General features: G+C 71.4%; 21 protein-coding genes. 16 read left to right on the top strand and 5 right to left on the bottom strand.

The annotated features are described in order from the left end of the window. From ACIA77_RS36125 to ACIA77_RS36115, 3 genes are all read left to right on the top strand, one after another. Positions 1 to 717, top strand: coding sequence for an SDR family oxidoreductase (locus ACIA77_RS36125; RefSeq protein ID WP_395890568.1), 717 nt, complete (start codon positions 1 to 3; stop codon positions 715 to 717). 82 nt (positions 718 to 799) lie between these two features. Continuing rightward, a complete protein-coding gene (locus ACIA77_RS36120; RefSeq protein WP_395890567.1) occupies positions 800 to 2,506 on the top strand; it encodes an MOSC domain-containing protein in 1,707 nt (568 codons plus the stop codon). A gap of 14 nt (positions 2,507 to 2,520) precedes the next feature. Then, entirely contained in the window at positions 2,521 to 2,955 is a 435-nt protein-coding gene (locus ACIA77_RS36115) for a VOC family protein (RefSeq protein WP_395890565.1), read from the top strand. Between the two features lie 85 nt (positions 2,956 to 3,040). Here ACIA77_RS36115 and ACIA77_RS36110 read toward each other — a convergent pair whose 3' ends face one another. Beyond that, positions 3,041 to 3,565 carry a TIGR00730 family Rossman fold protein gene (locus ACIA77_RS36110; protein WP_395890564.1) on the bottom strand — a complete coding sequence of 175 codons (525 nt, stop codon included), beginning with the start codon at positions 3,563 to 3,565 and terminating at the stop codon, positions 3,041 to 3,043. Positions 3,566 to 3,706: 141 nt separating this feature from the next. Here ACIA77_RS36110 and ACIA77_RS36105 point away from each other — a divergent pair, with 141 nt between their 5' ends. Continuing rightward, on the top strand, positions 3,707 to 3,895 hold the full coding sequence (locus tag ACIA77_RS36105) for a hypothetical protein (protein WP_395890563.1): 189 nt from the start codon (positions 3,707 to 3,709) through the stop codon (positions 3,893 to 3,895). Positions 3,896 to 3,958: 63 nt separating this feature from the next. On the opposite strand, the gene ACIA77_RS36100 is transcribed toward ACIA77_RS36105, so the two are convergent. Next, positions 3,959 to 5,041, bottom strand: a complete 1,083-nt coding sequence (locus ACIA77_RS36100) for an enolase C-terminal domain-like protein (protein WP_395890562.1) — start codon at positions 5,039 to 5,041, stop codon at positions 3,959 to 3,961. Continuing rightward, entirely contained in the window at positions 5,034 to 5,957 is a 924-nt protein-coding gene (locus ACIA77_RS36095; RefSeq protein ID WP_395890561.1) for a ketopantoate reductase family protein, read from the bottom strand. The genes ACIA77_RS36100 and ACIA77_RS36095 overlap by 8 nt, the downstream gene beginning before the upstream one ends. Positions 5,958 to 6,062: 105 nt before the next feature. On the opposite strand from ACIA77_RS36095, the gene ACIA77_RS36090 reads away from it, so the two are divergent. Further along, complete coding sequence (locus ACIA77_RS36090) at positions 6,063 to 6,653, top strand: TetR/AcrR family transcriptional regulator (protein WP_395890560.1); 591 nt, start codon at positions 6,063 to 6,065, stop codon at positions 6,651 to 6,653. A 4-nt stretch (positions 6,654 to 6,657) separates the two neighbouring features. On the opposite strand, the gene ACIA77_RS36085 is transcribed toward ACIA77_RS36090, so the two are convergent. Together ACIA77_RS36085 and ACIA77_RS36080 are read right to left on the bottom strand one after the other, a co-directional pair. Further along, positions 6,658 to 7,374: an SDR family oxidoreductase gene (locus tag ACIA77_RS36085; protein ID WP_395890559.1), complete on the bottom strand. Its 717-nt coding sequence runs from the start codon at positions 7,372 to 7,374 to the stop codon at positions 6,658 to 6,660. Between the two features lie 75 nt (positions 7,375 to 7,449). After that, positions 7,450 to 8,163, bottom strand: coding sequence for a GntR family transcriptional regulator (locus ACIA77_RS36080; protein WP_395890558.1), 714 nt, complete (start codon positions 8,161 to 8,163; stop codon positions 7,450 to 7,452). 262 nt (positions 8,164 to 8,425) lie between these two features. On the opposite strand from ACIA77_RS36080, the gene ACIA77_RS36075 reads away from it, so the two are divergent. The 11 genes from ACIA77_RS36075 to ACIA77_RS36025 are packed head-to-tail and all read left to right on the top strand — an operon-like array spanning position 8,426 to position 15,425. Next, positions 8,426 to 9,220, top strand: a complete 795-nt coding sequence (locus ACIA77_RS36075; protein ID WP_395890557.1) for an alpha/beta fold hydrolase — start codon at positions 8,426 to 8,428, stop codon at positions 9,218 to 9,220. Beyond that, a complete protein-coding gene (locus ACIA77_RS36070) occupies positions 9,217 to 10,494 on the top strand; it encodes an SRPBCC family protein (protein ID WP_395890556.1) in 1,278 nt (425 codons plus the stop codon). The genes ACIA77_RS36075 and ACIA77_RS36070 overlap by 4 nt, the downstream gene beginning before the upstream one ends. A 1-nt stretch (position 10,495) precedes the next feature. After that, a complete protein-coding gene (locus ACIA77_RS36065; RefSeq protein ID WP_395890555.1) occupies positions 10,496 to 11,005 on the top strand; it encodes an aromatic-ring-hydroxylating dioxygenase subunit beta in 510 nt (169 codons plus the stop codon). Positions 11,006 to 11,014: 9 nt separating this feature from the next. Continuing rightward, the gene (locus tag ACIA77_RS36060) at positions 11,015 to 11,215 is read left to right on the top strand and encodes a hypothetical protein (protein ID WP_395890554.1); all 201 of its coding nucleotides are present in this window, start codon (positions 11,015 to 11,017) and stop codon (positions 11,213 to 11,215) included. Beyond that, a complete protein-coding gene (locus tag ACIA77_RS36055; protein WP_395890553.1) occupies positions 11,212 to 11,406 on the top strand; it encodes a ferredoxin in 195 nt (64 codons plus the stop codon). Before ACIA77_RS36060 ends, ACIA77_RS36055 begins: the two co-directional genes overlap by 4 nt. After that, positions 11,406 to 12,593, top strand: coding sequence for an NAD(P)/FAD-dependent oxidoreductase (locus ACIA77_RS36050; protein WP_395890552.1), 1,188 nt, complete (start codon positions 11,406 to 11,408; stop codon positions 12,591 to 12,593). The genes ACIA77_RS36055 and ACIA77_RS36050 overlap by 1 nt, the downstream gene beginning before the upstream one ends. Before the next feature lie 2 nt (positions 12,594 to 12,595). Continuing rightward, on the top strand, positions 12,596 to 12,868 hold the full coding sequence (locus ACIA77_RS36045) for a hypothetical protein (protein ID WP_395890551.1): 273 nt from the start codon (positions 12,596 to 12,598) through the stop codon (positions 12,866 to 12,868). 16 nt (positions 12,869 to 12,884) lie between these two features. Beyond that, entirely contained in the window at positions 12,885 to 13,787 is a 903-nt protein-coding gene (locus ACIA77_RS36040; protein WP_395890550.1) for a VOC family protein, read from the top strand. 38 nt (positions 13,788 to 13,825) lie between these two features. Next, positions 13,826 to 14,254, top strand: coding sequence for a cupin domain-containing protein (locus ACIA77_RS36035; protein ID WP_395890549.1), 429 nt, complete (start codon positions 13,826 to 13,828; stop codon positions 14,252 to 14,254). Further along, complete coding sequence (locus ACIA77_RS36030) at positions 14,254 to 15,075, top strand: SDR family NAD(P)-dependent oxidoreductase (RefSeq protein WP_395890548.1); 822 nt, start codon at positions 14,254 to 14,256, stop codon at positions 15,073 to 15,075. The genes ACIA77_RS36035 and ACIA77_RS36030 overlap by 1 nt, the downstream gene beginning before the upstream one ends. After that, positions 15,072 to 15,425, top strand: a complete 354-nt coding sequence (locus ACIA77_RS36025) for a RidA family protein (RefSeq protein ID WP_395890547.1) — start codon at positions 15,072 to 15,074, stop codon at positions 15,423 to 15,425. Before ACIA77_RS36030 ends, ACIA77_RS36025 begins: the two co-directional genes overlap by 4 nt. The last annotated feature ends 105 nt before the right edge of the window (positions 15,426 to 15,530 follow it).

Genomic DNA, 15,530 nt, shown 5'->3' with positions numbered 1-15,530 from the left:
ATGACCAGCCTCGAAGGACGCAAGGTTCTCGTCGTCGGCCGCGGCAGCGGCATCGCCCGCGCGGTCGTGCTCGCGGCCCGCGCCGCCGGCGCCGAGGTCGTCGTCGCCGGCCGCGACGCCGACACCCTCGCCAAGGCGTACGACGACGACCCCGGCATCACCGCCGAGACGGTCGACCTCACCGACGAGCAGAGCATTGTGGCCCTCGCCGACCGGCTCGGCACCGTCGACCACGTCGTGTCCACCGCGTCGGCACGGGCTCGCGGGACCGTCGGCGACCTCAAGCAGGAGACCGTGCTGCTTTCGTTCAGCACCAAGGTTGTCGGCCCGGTGCTGCTAGCGAAGCACCTCGCTCCGCGCATGCCCGCCGACGGCTCGTTCGTCCTGTTCTCAGGCGCCACCGCGCGCAAGCCGGCGATCGGCATGCTCGCCGTCTCGGCCACCAACGGCGCGGTCGACGCCCTCGCGAAGGCGCTCGCGGTGGAGCTCGCGCCGATCCGCGTGAACGCCGTTTCGCCGGGCACCATCGACACCGGGGCGTACGACGCGCTGGGCGAGGAGAAGAAGGCGGCGCTGTTCGCGCAGCGCGCCGAGGCCAACCCGGCCCGTCGCATCGGGACGGCCGACGACGTGGCGCAAGCGGTGTTGTTCGCGCTCACCACACCGTTCCTCACCGGCGCAGCGCTGCCGGTCGACGGCGGCGAACCGCTCGTCTGAGTCTTACCGATCCCGAACGAAGCGCGGAAACCGGCGGAAACCGTGCTTAGGTGGTACCGCCCTTGCTGCAGGAGGTGGACTCATGACCGCGATGGTGTTGTCGGTCAACGTCGGATTGCCGGAGGACGTGTCCTGGCGGGGCAGGACTGTCCACACGGGAGTGTGGAAGCGTCCGGTCGAGGGGCCGGTGATGGTGCGGCGGCTCAACATCGACGGGGACGGGCAGGGGGACACGGCCGGGCACGGTGGTGAGCAGCGGGCGGTGTTCGTGTACCAGCTCGGGTCGTATCGGCATTGGGAGCGGCATTTCGGCCGGGCGGGGCTGGAGTTCGGGTCGTTCGGGGAGAACTTCACGGTCGAGGGCCTGGCCGATGACGAGGTGTGCATCGGGGATCGGTATCGCATCGGTGAGGCCGAGTTCGAGGTGACGCAGCCGCGGGTGACGTGTTATCGCGTCGGTCTGCGGATGGGGGAGCCGGAGTTGCCGGCGTTGCTGGTGGCTCACCACCGGCCCGGGTTCTACTTCCGGGTGCTGCGGGAAGGGCACGTCGCGGCGGGCGATGAGATCGTGAAGACCCGCACCGGACCCGGTGCGCTGAGCGTCGCGGACACCGACGCATTGTTGTACTTGCCCGGCAAGGACACCGGAAAGCTGCGCGTCGCGGCGGGGATTCCCGCGCTGAGCCCGGGGTGGCGGCAGTCGTTCGAAGACCTGCTGGCCGCCGGCTCCGAGCCGGCCGGGCCCGCGTGGGACGGGTTCCGGCGGCTGCGGGTCACCTCGGTGGAACCGGAGAGCGCCACGGTGTCGTCGGTCTACCTCGACGCCGAGGACGGCAGTGTGCTGCCCGCGGCGCGCCCGGGTCAGTACCTGACGGTCCGCGTGGCCGGGGCCGCTGAACCGGCGCCGGTGCGCAGCTACTCGCTCTCGTCCGAGCCGGGGTCGGAGGGCTACCGGATCAGCGTCAAACGCGAGGGCGTCGCGAGCACCTACCTCACTACGCAAGTCCCGGTCGGAGCGGAGCTGGACGTCGCGGCTCCTCGCGGCGACTTCGTGCTCCGCGACGGCACCGGCCCGGTGTTGTTGGTGTCGGCGGGCATCGGTGTCACGCCGGTGCTGGCGATGCTGCACGACCTCGCCGCGCGCGGCAGTTCACGCGAGGTGTGGTGGATCCACGGCGCGCGCGGGCCGGCGGAACACCCCCTGGCGGCCGAGGCGGCGCGCCTGCTCGCCACCCTGCCCGGCAGCCGCTCGCGCGTGTTCTACAGCCGCGCCACGGAAGTGGAACGCGCGTCGGCCGGTGCCCGCGCGGGCCGGCTCACCAAGGACGCGCTGGCCGGCCTCGACTTGCCCGCCGACGCGACCGCCTACATCTGCGGCCCGGCCCCGTTCATGAGCGACATGACCGCCGCGCTGACCGCGGCCGGGCTCGACGCCGCCCGCATCCACACCGAACTGTTCACCGCCCTCGACGCCATCAACCCCGGGCTGGTCGGACAGGCCACCCGCCCGCCGCACCCGCCGGCCGGACCGCCCGGCACCGGACCGGTCGTGACCTTCGCCCGCAGCGGCGTCGCCGCCCCGTTCCCCGGCGGCAGCCTGCTGGACTTCGCCGAAGCCTGCGACGTGCCCGCCCGCTGGAGCTGCCGCACCGGCGTCTGCCAGACCTGCCTCACCCCCGTGCTCTCCGGCGCCGTCGACTACGCGCCGGCACCGCTGGAGCCACCGGCCGCGGGCCAGGCGCTGCTGTGCTGCTCCACCCCGCGCACCGACCTCGTCCTGGACATGTGAAAGGAAATCCCCCGATGAACTGGGCTCTCGAAGTCCTCACCCTCTCGGTCAGCGACGTCGACAAGGCGCTGGAGTTCTACTCCGACCGCGTCGGCTTCACCCTCGACGTCGACTACCACCCCCGCGACGGCTTCCGCGTCGTCCAGCTCACGCCGCCCGGCTCGGCCTGCTCCGTCCAGCTCGGCACCGGCCTCACCGACGCCACCCCCGGCTCGGCGCGCGCCACCTACCTCGCCGTCACCGACGCCGAAGCCGCCCACCGCGAACTGACCTCCCGCGGCGTCGCCCCCGGCCCGCTCCGCCACAAGAAGGACGTCGACACCTGGCAGGGCGACTGGGAACCGGGCCCCGCGCCGGACCGCCGTGACTACGCGAGCGCGTTCGACTTCGCGGACCCGGACGGCAACACGTGGGTCGTGCAGGAAATCGGGTACCGGCCGGCCGCGTAGGGTGCCCGGGTGGCCGCCCGGACCGGCAACACCCCCGACAGCTCCAGCGGCAACACGGGTTTCCGCGCCGCCGCCGACGTCTGGTTCAGGCGCCCAGGAACGCCATGACCGCGGCGGGGTCGGGCGCGAAGTGCACGAGCTCGTCGAGCGGGAGCGGCAGGAAACCGTCGTCGTCCATGCGGCGCAGCTGCAGGATCAGGCCGTCGTAGAAGCCGTCGGTGTTGAGCAGCACGATCGGCTTGCGGTGCAGGCCGTGCTTCTTGAGCTCCAGGACCTCGGTGACTTCGTCGAGCGTGCCGAGGCCGCCGGCGAGCACGACCACCGCCTCGGAGCGCGACAGCAGCAACGCCTTGCGCTCGGCCAGGTCCGCCGTGATCACCATCTCGTCGGCGCCCTTGCGGGCCTTGCCGCGCAGCAGCTCCACGGAAACCCCGACCAGCCGCCCGCCCGTCGCCTGCACCCCGTCGGCGACGACCTTCATCAGGCCCGTGTCCGAACCGCCCCACACCAGCGTGTGCCCGCCCTTGCCGAGCAGCTCCGCGAACTCCCGAGCGGGCCCGGTGTAACGCTCGTCGAGGTCGGCGGCGGACAGGAAGACGCACACGTTCATGGTCCGCGACTATAGGGTCAGCCGACCCGGTACCGGGCCACCGCGTCCGCGTCCCAGTCGACGCCGGTGCCCGGGCGGTCGGGCGATTACCCTCGAACCAGCTGATGGGCTCAGCTCGACGCTGCCATGAGGTTGTGCACAATGCAGATCTTCATCGCAGCAGGGACCAATGCGGCGCACTTCTTGACGATCCTTTTCATTCGCTTGACCGCCTTCCTCATGAGCTTCTTGAGGTTGAGAGTGGAAGCGAGGCTCTGGATCACCAGGACAGCGAGCAGCGTCGAGACCGAGCTCATCGCCGGGCTCAACCCACCAGTGACGGCAGGCTAGCGCGCCAGGGATCTGCCGGACAACATTCCGTGGTGGGATCAAGCACGCGGCGCTCGCGCAGGGTCAGCCGACCCGGTACCGGGCCACCGCGTCCGCGTCCCAGTCGACGCCGGTGCCCGGGCGGTCGGGTGGGGTGGCGCACCCGTCGACGACGGACAGGGGGTCGCGCAGGATCGGGGCGGCCCAGTCGACGTACTCGAGCCGGTGGGCGGTCGCCGACGCGGCCAGCAGGTGGGCGCTGACCTCCGGGTACAGGTGCGAGGACAACGGGATCCCGTGCGTGTCCGCCAGCGCGGCGGCGTCGCGCCAGCCGGTGACGCCGCCGATGCGATCGAGGTCCGGCATGACGAGGTCGCACGCGCCGTGGGCCAACGCGGTCGCCATGGCGCGCGGACCCGCGAAGTTCTCGCCGAGCTGCACCGGCGTGTGCAGTGCGGTCCTCAGCTGCGCGGCGGCCGCGTAGTCGTCGTGGCGGACGGGTTCTTCGAACCACGCCAGGCCTTCGTGGTCGAGCGCGCGGCACCGGGCCAGCGCGTCCGGCAGGTCGAGAGCCTGGTTGTAGTCGGCCATCAGCTCGACGTCCGGGGCCAGCGCCGCCCGCACGGCGCGTACGGCGGCCAGGTCGTCCGCGGGCGAGCGGCCGAGGCGCATCTTCACGGCCGAGAAGCCCTCCGCCGCCAGTTCCACGGCTTCCGCGGCGGCCGCGTCCGCGGGGATGAGGCCCAGGCCGTTGCTGTTGTACGCCGGGATCGGCCGCAGGTCGGCGCCGAGCAGGCGGGCGAGCGGCAGGCCGGCGGCGATCGCCACCGCGTCCCAGCACGCGGTGTCCACGAGCGCCACCACGGCCGCGACGAGCCCGCGCACACCGAGCAGCTTGAACTTCGCCTCCAGCGCGGACCGCACGGCCGCCGGCGCGGCTGCGACGCCCGCGAGCGCGTCGTTCACCTCCCGCACCAGCGCGAGCGCCGCGTGCCCGGCGGATTCGAGGTAGCAGAACAGGTACCCGCGCCCGGTCACGCCGTCGGCGGTGTGCAGGTCGAGCAGCAGCAGCGGCGCGTCCGTGACGCGGGCGGCGCTGGTGCCGAGCGGCCGGCGCATCGGCACCAGCACCAGGGTCGCCTCGATCGACCGGATGGTGTCACGCACGGCGGCCCTCCGCGTGCACGGCGAGCAGGTCGGTGATCGCGCGGTTGCACGGTGTCGGCACGCCCAGCGCCTTTCCGCGTTCGACGACGTCGCCGCTGAGCCACGCGACCTCGAGCCGGTTGCCGCGTTCGAGGTCGTGGTGCATCGACGAGGTCATGCCCTCGGGCACGCTGTCGGTGAACGCGAGCCGGTCGTCGGCGTAGTCCTCGGCCAGAGCCACGCCCTGGGCGCGCGCCACCGCGACGACCTCGGCCAGCACGTCGTGCAGGAACGCCCGCGACCGCGGGTTCGCGCGGATCGGCCCGATCGGTGTGCGCACGGTGGTCGTGGTGCCCGAAAGGCCCACGAGGAACACGAACTTCTCCCAGATCGTCTGCTCGATCCGGTCGCTGACCTCCACGTCGATGCCGCTCTCGGCGCACGCGTCGCGGAACGCCCGCACCCGCGCGGACGGCGTGCCGTCGTACTCGCCGAACACCAGCTTCTGCAGGGAGCCCGTGTGCCGGATGACGCCGGGTTCGGCGATCGTCGCGGCGATGTAGCAGACGCCGCCGATCACGTGCTGCGGCCCGAGCACGCGGCGCAGGATGTCGTCCTTGACCACGCCGTTCTGGAACGACACCACGCCGGTGTGCTCGGTCAGCAGCGGCTTGATCAGCTCGGCCGTCGCCTCGGTGTCCCACAGCTTCACGCCGAACAGCACGAGGTCCGCGGGCGCCAGCGTCGACGGGTCGTCGGTCACGTCGATGGTGGGGAGGTGGAAGTCGCCGAGCGGGCTTTCCACGCGCAACCCGTTGGCGCGCAACGCGTCCAGGTGCTTGCCGCGGGCGATGAAGCTCACGTCGTGGCCGCCCTGGGCCAGCCGCGCTCCGAAGTAGCCGCCGACTCCTCCCGTGCCCATCACCACGACCCGCATGTGTCCTCCTTAGTTGAGCGCGCGTACAACTTACGCGCACTGGGTTTCTACCACGTCCGGAAGCTGACGTCGATATTCCTGAATGACTGCTCTACAATTTTGCCCGTGGGACGGACACGCACCTTCGACGTCGGCGAAGCACTCGGCGTCGCACTGGACACGTTCTGGGAGCGCGGTTACGAGGCTACGTCGATCCAGGTGCTGTGCCACGCCATGGATCTGCAGCCCGGCAGTGTGTACGCCGCGTTCGGCAGCAAGCGCGACCTGTTCGTGGCCGCCCTGAAGTCCTACGCGGAGACCGTGTCGGCCGAAGCGGTCGAGCGGATCAACACCGCGGCCAGCGGCGTCGGCGGCCTGCGCGACTACTTCGCGCACCTCGTCGACGCGATGGTCGACGGCCGCCGCCGCTGGGGCTGTCTCGTGACCAACTCGCTCGTCGAACTCGCCGAACGCGACCCCGAGCTGGCCGGCATGTTCGAGCAGCACCTGGCCAACCTGCGCACCAGCTTCGCAGGAGCGCTCGCGCGGGCCCGGGCCGCGGGCGAGCTCCGCCCCGGCGCCGGGCCCGATTCCGCACCGCTGCTGGTGGCCGTGGTGCAGGGGATGAACGTGCTCGCCAAGACGAACCCGGGCCGGCCCGCCCTGCAGGCGATCGCGGACGCGGCGCTCGCGGGTCTGGTGTCCACTCAGGACTAACCGTCTAGAGGCCCTGGATCCGGCCGCCGTCCACGACGACCGCGGAGCCGGTCAAGTACGAAGTGTGCGCGGAGCACAGGAAAGCCACGATCTTCCCGAACGCGTCTGGATCGCCGATATACGACCGGTCCTGGCGGCCCAGCTCGATCACGCGGTCGGTCGCGTGCGCGCCGGGGCAGACGAGGTTGAGCGTCACGCCCGAGGCGGTCAGCTCGTTCGCCGCGGTTTTCGCCCAGCCCCACAGCGCGGGACGGGCCACATTGGACAGGACGAGGTCGTCCATCGGCTGGCGCGCCGAACCGGAGGCGATCAGCGCGACCCGGCCCCAGCCCCGCTCGACCAGCGCCGGGCGAGCCGCGCGCACGAGCCGGATGACCGACAACGCATTGGCTGTCAGCGCGCCGGTCAGCTGTTCGTCGGTCACCTCGAACGCCCCGCCCGGCTGGGGGCCGGCGTTGTTGGCCACGACGATGTCGAGCCGGCCGAACCGTTCGAGCGCGCGGTCGACGAGCCGCTGCGGCAGTGCTTCGTCGGTGACGTCGCCGGGCACGACCTCGACGGCCACGTCCACTTCGTCGCGCAGGCTTTCGAGCTGGTCGACCGAGCGCGCGTTGACGACGAGCCGCACGCCCTCGGCGGCCAGTGCGGCGGCCGAAGCCCGGCCGAGCCCGCGCGAAGCGGCGGTGACCACGGCGACGCGGCCGGAAATCCCTAAGTCCATGGTCTTAGTATACTTACCAAGTGTACTAGGACAAGTGAAAGAAAAACCCGTGCTCCGGCGGGGAGCACGGGTGGGTCAGGCCGACGGCGACGAAGCGCGCTTCCAGTTGAGGGGCTTGATGATCGGGCCCGCCTCGGCGTGGGCGCGGATCGCGTCGCGGAAAGTCTTGTCCGACGCGCGCACGTGCTCGCGCATGAGCCGCACGGCTTCCTCCGGGTCGCCCTTCTCGATCCCCGCGAGCAATTCGTGGTGCTCGGTGATCCGGTGCATCGTCTCGCCGTGGGGGATGTCGACGCCCGCGGTGACGGCGGCCATCACGCTGCGCAGGCCTTCCAGGATCTTGCGCGTGCGCGGCAGGCCGGCGAGCTCCGCGGCCGTGAGGTGGAACTCCTCGTCGAGCGCGAACATCGTCTCGTCGGGGTTGCCCTCGTCCTGGCGCTTCAGGATTTCCCGCAGCCGCGCCAAGTCTTCGCTCGTGTGGCTCGTCGCCAGCTTGCGCGCCACCAGGACTTCGATCTGCTCGCGCAGCGCGGCGATCTCGTCGACCTCGGCGTCGGTGAATTCGCGGATCCGGTAGCCGCGCCGGCGGGCGGCAACCACCACGCCGTCGCGTTCCAGGGCTTTGAGCGCCTCGCGCACCGGCGTCCGGGAGACGCCGAGCAGCTCCGCGAACTCGGCCTCGGAGTAGAAGCGGCCGGGGCTGATCCCGCCGTCGCGCAGCGCCTGCCGGAGTGCTTGGTACGCCTGTTGGCCCAGGTAGTCCTCGGACAGCTCGGTGGGATCACTCATGGGGTGCACCGGCGAGGGACGCGAAGTGTTGAAGCACTACGTGAGCATACCAGTCTGCGCGAGTAGCTGTTCGAGCATTGTGGCACACAAACGTAGTATGCTAGCGTTCGCCGAACGAGGTGAGCGCCGCTCACGGCAGGAGGAAGCAGACGGGTATGTGTTCGAGGCGAATGCCGTGGAGGCTGCGTTGACGGGCGGGGCGGTACCGAGGTCCGGTGCGGTTCCGGAGTCCAGTGCTGTTCCGGAGTCCACAGTGCACGGTGTGCGCGCCGGGAAGATCGCGGCGCGCACCGCCGGCCGCGGCCCGGCGGTACTCCTGCTGCACGGCGTGGGTACCGCGAGCGCGTCGTTCTGGGCGCAGTTCGGCGGTCTGCGCGACGAGTACGAGCTGATCGCCTGGGACGCATTCGGCTACGGCGGGTCGAGCGACCCGTCGGCCGAACCGCGGCTCGACGAGTACGCCGACGCCGCCGCGGACCTGCTCACGGCTCACGGCCGCGAAACCGCCCACGTGGCCGGGGTTTCGTGGGGTGGGGTCGTCGCGACCCGGCTGGCCCTGCGGCACCCGGACCGCGTGCGGACGCTCACGCTGATCTCGTCGACCTACGGCCGCAAGCACAACGAGGCCGTGCTCGAACGGTTCGGCGAACGCGTCTCGGCGCTGGCCCGCGACGGTGTCCGCGCGTGGGCACAGGCCCGCGTCGACCGGCTCGTCTCGTCCGCCGCGCCCCGGCGGCTGAAGGAGCAGATCGTCGAGACGGCCGTGGCCGCGGTGCGCCTGTCCGGGTTCACCGCCGCCACGCGGACGCTGGCCGACACCGACCACCGGCCGCGGCTGGGTGAGGTGCGCGCACCGACGCTCGTGCTGTGCGGCGACCAGGACCTCATCACCGGGCCGCCCGAGAGCCGCGTCCTCGCCGACGGGATCCCCGGCGCCCGGTACGCGGTGGTGCCCGGCGCCGGGCACGCGGTCAACCAGGAGAAACCCGACGAGGTCAACGAACGCCTGCGGCAGCACTGGCGCGGCTTCGACAGCCGGGAAGGAGAACAGGCATGACGAGCAGTCCAGGAGCGCGGCCCGCTTCGCTGGTGCGTGAGGGCGGGGTCGAGGTCGGCATCCGCGCGTTCCACGACGAGGGGGTGTACCGCGAGGAGCTGGAGAAGATCTTCGCGAAGTGCTGGCTGTTCCTCGGCCACGAATCGCAACTGGGCCGCTCCGGTGACTACCTGTCCACGCGCATGGGCGAGGACGAGGTGGTGGTCACGCGCACCAAGGACGGCCGGCTGCGCGCGTTCCTCAACAGCTGTCGCCACCGCGGCCCGAAGCTCTGCCGCGCGGACCAGGGCAACTCGCAGGCGCTGCGCTGCCCGTACCACGGCTGGACCTACGACCTCGACGGCAACCTCGTCGGCGTGCCCCGGCTGAAAACCGCGTACCACGGCGAATTCGACCGCAGCGCGATCAAGCTGGTCGAGGTGGCGCACCTCGACACCGTCCACGGCCTGATCTTCGCCACGTGGGACCCCGACGCGCCCTCGCTCGCGGAGTACCTCGGCGACTTCCTGCCGTACCTGGACCTGATGCTGGGCCGCGGCCGTTCGGCCGCCGGGTTCGAAGCCGTCGGCGGCGTGCACAAGTGGACGATCGAGACGAACTGGAAGATCCCCGCCGAGAACTTCTCGGGTGACCAGTACCACCTGTCGTCCACGCACGCGTCGAGCGTCGAAGTGGGGTTGCGCAACCGCGTGACCGAGTACGGGCACACCGTCCACGTCGAAGGCGGCCACGGCTTCACGCGGGAGAAAGGCGGGGCGCAGCAAGGCACCGCGGCGGTCACCGGCTACACGGAGCACGTCCGGAAGGTGCAGGAGCGCATCGGCGCGCAGAACCCGGAGCTCGTCGAGTTCGTGCCGGTCGGGGTCGGGTCGATCTTCCCCAACCTGTCCTTCATGGACGGCATGCGGTTCCTCACGCTGCGCCAGTGGCAGCCGCGCGGGCCGCACCTCATCGACGTGAACTCGTGGTGCCTCGTGGACAGTGCGTTGTCCGGCGAGCTCAAGGACGCGGCCATGCGCCAGTACGTGCTGGCCTTCGGTCCCAGCGGGATGTTCGAACAGGACGACGGCGAGATCTGGACCTCCATCAGCGAGGCGACGCGCGGGGTGGTCGCGCAGCGGCACTCCTTCGACTACACGATGGGCCTCGGCCACGAGGTGTCCGTGAAGGACCACACGGGGGTCGACCTGCCGGGTGTGATGGGGGAGTCGTTCATCACCGAGGGCAACCAGCGGTCGTTCTACCGCCGCTGGCGGCAGCTGATGGAGAAGTGACATGACCGCCTCACTCGACGCCGCGCAGCTGATGTCCACAGTGGATGCGATTTACCGTCGCGAGATCCGCGTGCTGCAGAACGGAGAATACCTTGATTGGCTCGGGTTCTTCGCGCCCGAGTTCAGGTACCGGATGCCGGTGGTGAAGAACACCGACGCCCGCGCGGACATGATCGCGCGGGACGGTGAACTCGCCTACTACGACGAAGACCGCGTGACGATGGAGCTGCGGGCGCGCAAGCTCGCGAGCGCCCACGCGTGGACCGAGATCCCGCCTTCGCGGCTGCGGTACTTCGTCCAGGTGCTCGACGTGTTCACAACGGACACCGGGCTTGAAGCCGTGAGCAACGTGCTCGTCTTCCGCACCCGCAACGAATCCCAGGAGCACATCTACTACGGGGAGCGCACCGACCGGTTCGTGCGGGTCGGGGACGAGTGGAAGATCGCCGAGCGCGTCGTGGTCCTCGACCGCGCGCGCCTGGCCGCCGAGAACATGAACATCTTCCTCTGAGGAGGCGTCGTGGAGTTGCGCGACGGCTCGGGCCGGGTGCTCGCCCGGCTCGAGGTCGACGAGACCGCCAACGGGCAACGGCTGAAGATCACCTCGGAGCTGACCGGCGAACACCGGTTCGCGGACGCGCTGATGCTCGAGGCCCTCACGTGGGTGCCCGGCGAAGTGCTGGCCGGGCCGGACGCCGCTGCGAAGGAGCAGGAACAGTGAAAGCGCACATCGATCTGACCCGCTGCGACGGCTACGCGAACTGCGTGCTCGAAGCCGACCGGGTCTTCGACGTCGACGAGTCCACCGGGCAGGCCGTGCTCCTGCTCGCCGACATCCCCGGCGAGCTGGCCGGCGACGCGCGGCGGGCGCGGGAGAGCTGTCCGGCGCAGGCGATCCGGCTGGACGGCTGATGGTGCGCGTGGTGGTCGCCGGCGGGGGGCTCGCCGGGGTGAGCGTGTGCCGGGACCTGCGGGCGCGCGGGTTCGAGGGTGAGCTCGTGCTCCTCGACCGCGAAGCCGGCCCGCCCTACGACCGCCCGCCGCTGTCCAAGCAGCTGCTGCGGGGCGCGGCGGAACCGGCCGACGTGGTGCTGCCCGACGGTGAGCGGCTCGGCGAGTTCGGCGTGGACCACCGTCGCGGCGTCACGGTCACGGGCCTCACCGAGCACGCGGTGCTCCTGGCCGGCGGCGGCGAGGTGCCGTTCGACGGTGCGGTCATCGCGACCGGCGCGGCGGCCCGGCGGGTGCCGGGACAGCCGGACATCGAGGGCGTGTGTGCACTGCGGACGCTCGACGACGCGTTGGCGCTGCGGGAAAACTTGGCGACTGCCGGGAATCTGGTGGTGATCGGCGGCGGGTTCATCGGGCTGGAGGTCGCGGCGACGGCGGTGGCGCTGGGCATCACGACCACCGTCGTCGAGCGTGACCCGGTGCCGCTCGCCCCCGCGATCGGCCCGGTCGCCGGCGGCTGGATGACCGAGCTGCACCGGGCGCGCGGTGTGCGGTTCGCGTGCGGCGCGGAAGTCGTGGGGTTCACTGTGGACGGTGGCCGCGTCCGCGGCGTCGACCTGGCGGACGGTGAGCACCTGCCGGCTGACGTCGTGGTGGTCGGCGTCGGCGCGGCGCCGGTCACCGGCTGGCTCACCGGAAGCCCGGTGCCGGTCGCCGACGGGGTCGTCTGCGATTCGGGCCTGCGGGCGGCGCCGCGGATCTACGCCGCCGGTGACGTCGCGCGGTGGGCGCACCCGCTGTTCGGCTCGATCCGGGCCGAGCACTGGACGACCGCGGTCGACCACGCGCGCACGGTCGCGACGAACCTCGTCGCGGAGCTGGAAACCGGTGCGGGCGGCGGGAAGGAAGCGGCCGAGGTGCCGTACTTCTGGACGGATCAGTACGACGTGAAGCTCCAGCTCGCCGGCTGGGCCGGCGGGCACGACCGCTGCGAAGTCGTCGAGGACGGGCGCGCGCTGCTGTACGGGCGCGAGGACCGGCTCGTGGCCGCGCTGGCCATCAACCGGCCGGCGTTCGTGGCGCGCCACCGCCGGGCGATCGCGGCCGGCACGTCGTGGCGGGAAGCAACCGAAGCGGCGAGGAGGTAGCCGTGGCACCGGACGATGGCGGTCCGCCGCCGATCCTGCTGGGCAACGAGTTCGCGCGGGTCCGGCTCGAGGTCGAGCCAGGGCCCGACGGCGATCGGCTGCGGATTTCGGCGATCCGCACCAAGCGCACGCGGACGTTGTCGGCGGAAGAAGTCGAAGGGCTGACCCGATTGCCGGTCAGCGCGTACCTGGCGGCGTTGGAGACGCCGTTCGGCCCGGAGCCGGACCTGGCGTTCAGCGCGGAGTTCCCCGTGGCTGAACGGGACGAGTCGTGACGAGAGAAGAGTGGGCATGGCGCTGCAGAAACTGATCTGGGCCGAGCTGGCCGTCGAGGAGTTCGAGGAGGCGCTCGAGTTCAACGTCGAGGTGCTCGGGCTGAGCGTGGTCGCCAAGGAGGGCGACGCGGTGCACCTCAGCTGCGACCTCGACGACCCGCACGCGCAGCTGGTGCTGTCGCCGGGCGGCACCGGGGTGCGCTCGTTCGCGCTGGGTGTCGACTCCGAAGACGAACTTGCTCGGTTCGCATCCCGGCTCGCGGAGATCGACGTGAAGACGCAGCGTCGCAGCGACGCGCGCCCGGAGCAGCCGGTGAGCCTCGCGTTCCGGCTGCCCACCGGCCAGGAGGTGGTGCTGGTGCCGCGGCCGGACCGGCCGCTGTACCGCCACCAGGGCTTCGACCGCAGCTCGCTGCGGCGTGGCGTCGGGGTCGCGGACATCGACCACATCACCGTCGCGTTCAGCGACGACGCGCAGGCCCGCGCGACCGCGCACGTGCTGACCGAGGGCCTGGGTTTCCGGGTCTCGGACGTGTTCGTGAACGCCGACGACGAATGGCTGGCCGCGTGGACGCGGGCCGGCGAGGTGCACCACGACGTCGGGCTGATCCGGTGCCAGCCGGGCGCTTCGCTGCACCACCTGGCGTGGACGGTCGACAACATGGAGCACCACAAGCGCGCGGCGGACACGCTCGCGAGCGCGGGGCACCTGCTGGAGACCGGGCCCGGCCGCCACGGCGTCGGCGGCAACCTCTACTCGTACCTGTGGACGCCGGGTGGCAACCGCTACGAGCTGTCGGCCGAGATGCCGCGGATCCTCGGGGACCGCACGGATCCGCTGGTGCGCAAGGCGGGCGAGTTCAATTCGTTCAGCGCCTGGGGTGCGCCGCGGCCGGAGTCGTTCACGCGCGGGTCCTGACACAGCCGGGAAACTTCGAAACGAAAGGGTGGGAAGCCATGTTGGTGGTCGAACACGAGAAGGTGGAGTGGGAACAGTGGCGGCCCGGGGTGCGGTCGCGCGCGTGGGCCAGCGCGTCCACGGGGGCGCGGCAGGTGCGGATCGCCGAACAGATCCTCGACGTCGGCATGGCGGCACCTCCACACTGGCACTACTTCGAGGAGAACATCACCGTCCTCAAGGGACGGGGGCGGTTCACCGTGGACGGTGAGACGGTGGAGCTCGGCCCGGGCCACACCGTGATCGCGCTGAGCATGCAGGTGCACGGGTTCGTCAGCATCGGCGACGAACCGCTGCACATCATCGCGTCGATGGGCTGGCCCATCAACGAGATGAACTACCTCGACAAGCCGGAGTCGGTGTACCGCGCGGGCGAGGCCGTCGACGGCGGGGCGCGGCGCCGGCTGGTGGCCGCCGAGGCCGGCTGATGGCGCGGCTCGAAGGCCTCGTCGCTCTCGTGACCGGCGCGGGTTCGGGCATCGGCGAAGGCGTGCTGCGCCGCTTCGTGCGGGAAGGCGCGCGGGTCGTCGCGATGGGCCGCGACGCCGAGCGCCTGCGCAAGGCCACGGAACCACTCGGCGCGGCCGTGGTCGCGATGCCCGGCGACGTCACGGACCCGGCCGACTGCCGCGGCGCCGTCGAGCTGGCGCTGGGGCACTTCGGGAAGCTCGACGTGCTCGTCCCCAACGCCGGCGTGCACGACCAGAATGCGGCGTTGTCCGGAATGAGCGTGGAGGAACTTGAAGCGGCGTACGCGGAAGTGTTCACGGTCAACGTCAAGGGCGCGCTGCTGATCGTCCACGCGGCGCTGCCCGCGCTGATCGAAGCGCGCGGCTCGATCATCTTCACCGGCTCGATCTCCAGCGTGGTGCCGGGGTTCGGCGGGGCGCTGTACGTGCCGTCGAAGCACGCCGTGGTGGGGCTCGCGAAGCAGCTCGCGTTCGAGCTCGCCGGGCGGGTCCGCGTGAACACCGTGGCGCCGGGTTACGTGAGCACGAACCTGACCGCGCCGCAAGCACTCGGCGGCGGTGCGGTCCTGCCGGACCCGGAGCAGGTCGCGCGTCGCTTGCCGACCGGGTTCGCGCCCGGCCCCGACGACGTCGCCGGCGTCTACGCGCTGCTCGCGTCGCAAGTGGACGGTTCGGCCATCACCGGCTCGGTGTTCTCCGTGGACTCCGGCCAGCAACTGTGGGGACCGCCCCACGGCACCCCAGACCCCAACACTCCAGACAGGACGGACACGGCATGACCGCAGCGGATTTCCAGCACCCCTACTCGGACAGCGTCACCGTCGGCGACGTGGTGTTCGTCTCCGGGTGCCTCCCCGTCGACGAGGCCGAAAACCTCGTGACGGGGCGGAAAGAGGCGCTCGACGCCGCGCTGGCCACCGTCGGGCGCCGCCTGGCCAAGACCGGGCTCACGCTGGAGGCGGTCGTGAAGCTGACGTACTTCGTCACGGACATGGGTGACCGCGCACTGGCCAACGACCAGTTCGTGGCCACGTGGCGGGAACCGCGCCCCGCCCGCTCGATCGTGCAGGTGGCCGGGCTGCCGCGCGGCGCGTCGGTGGAGATCGACGCGATCGCCCGCCGCGGCTGAGTCACTCGGACCGGTTCGCTCCCGGGGGAGCGGGGGCGAACCGGCCACCTCTCGGAAGGAGCTCTTTCGCCCCGGTGGTCCCCGCGGGACCACCACGCTTGCCAG

Origin of the sequence: Amycolatopsis sp. NPDC051903 (genome assembly GCF_044452505.1) — a bacterium.
In the GTDB taxonomy this organism is placed as follows: domain Bacteria; phylum Actinomycetota; class Actinomycetes; order Mycobacteriales; family Pseudonocardiaceae; genus Amycolatopsis.
This window is presented reverse-complemented; position numbering and strand designations above follow the sequence as displayed.

Bases quoted from the DNA above. Each gene is read 5' to 3' on its own strand.
- ACIA77_RS36125 (WP_395890568.1), top strand. From the start codon at position 1: ATGACCAGCCTCGAAGGACGCAAGGTTCTCGTCGTCGGCCGCGGCAGC.
- ACIA77_RS36120 (WP_395890567.1), top strand. From the start codon at position 800: ATGACCGCGATGGTGTTGTCGGTCAACGTCGGATTGCCGGAGGACGTG.
- ACIA77_RS36115 (WP_395890565.1), top strand. From the start codon at position 2,521: ATGAACTGGGCTCTCGAAGTCCTCACCCTCTCGGTCAGCGACGTCGAC.
- ACIA77_RS36110 (WP_395890564.1), bottom strand. From the start codon at position 3,565: ATGAACGTGTGCGTCTTCCTGTCCGCCGCCGACCTCGACGAGCGTTAC.
- ACIA77_RS36105 (WP_395890563.1), top strand. From the start codon at position 3,707: ATGCAGATCTTCATCGCAGCAGGGACCAATGCGGCGCACTTCTTGACG.
- ACIA77_RS36095 (WP_395890561.1), bottom strand. From the start codon at position 5,957: ATGCGGGTCGTGGTGATGGGCACGGGAGGAGTCGGCGGCTACTTCGGA.
- ACIA77_RS36085 (WP_395890559.1), bottom strand. From the start codon at position 7,374: ATGGACTTAGGGATTTCCGGCCGCGTCGCCGTGGTCACCGCCGCTTCG.
- ACIA77_RS36080 (WP_395890558.1), bottom strand. From the start codon at position 8,163: ATGAGTGATCCCACCGAGCTGTCCGAGGACTACCTGGGCCAACAGGCG.
- ACIA77_RS36070 (WP_395890556.1), top strand. From the start codon at position 9,217: ATGACGAGCAGTCCAGGAGCGCGGCCCGCTTCGCTGGTGCGTGAGGGC.
- ACIA77_RS36065 (WP_395890555.1), top strand. From the start codon at position 10,496: ATGACCGCCTCACTCGACGCCGCGCAGCTGATGTCCACAGTGGATGCG.
- ACIA77_RS36050 (WP_395890552.1), top strand. From the start codon at position 11,406: ATGGTGCGCGTGGTGGTCGCCGGCGGGGGGCTCGCCGGGGTGAGCGTG.
- ACIA77_RS36040 (WP_395890550.1), top strand. From the start codon at position 12,885: ATGGCGCTGCAGAAACTGATCTGGGCCGAGCTGGCCGTCGAGGAGTTC.
- ACIA77_RS36035 (WP_395890549.1), top strand. From the start codon at position 13,826: ATGTTGGTGGTCGAACACGAGAAGGTGGAGTGGGAACAGTGGCGGCCC.
- ACIA77_RS36030 (WP_395890548.1), top strand. From the start codon at position 14,254: ATGGCGCGGCTCGAAGGCCTCGTCGCTCTCGTGACCGGCGCGGGTTCG.
- ACIA77_RS36025 (WP_395890547.1), top strand. From the start codon at position 15,072: ATGACCGCAGCGGATTTCCAGCACCCCTACTCGGACAGCGTCACCGTC.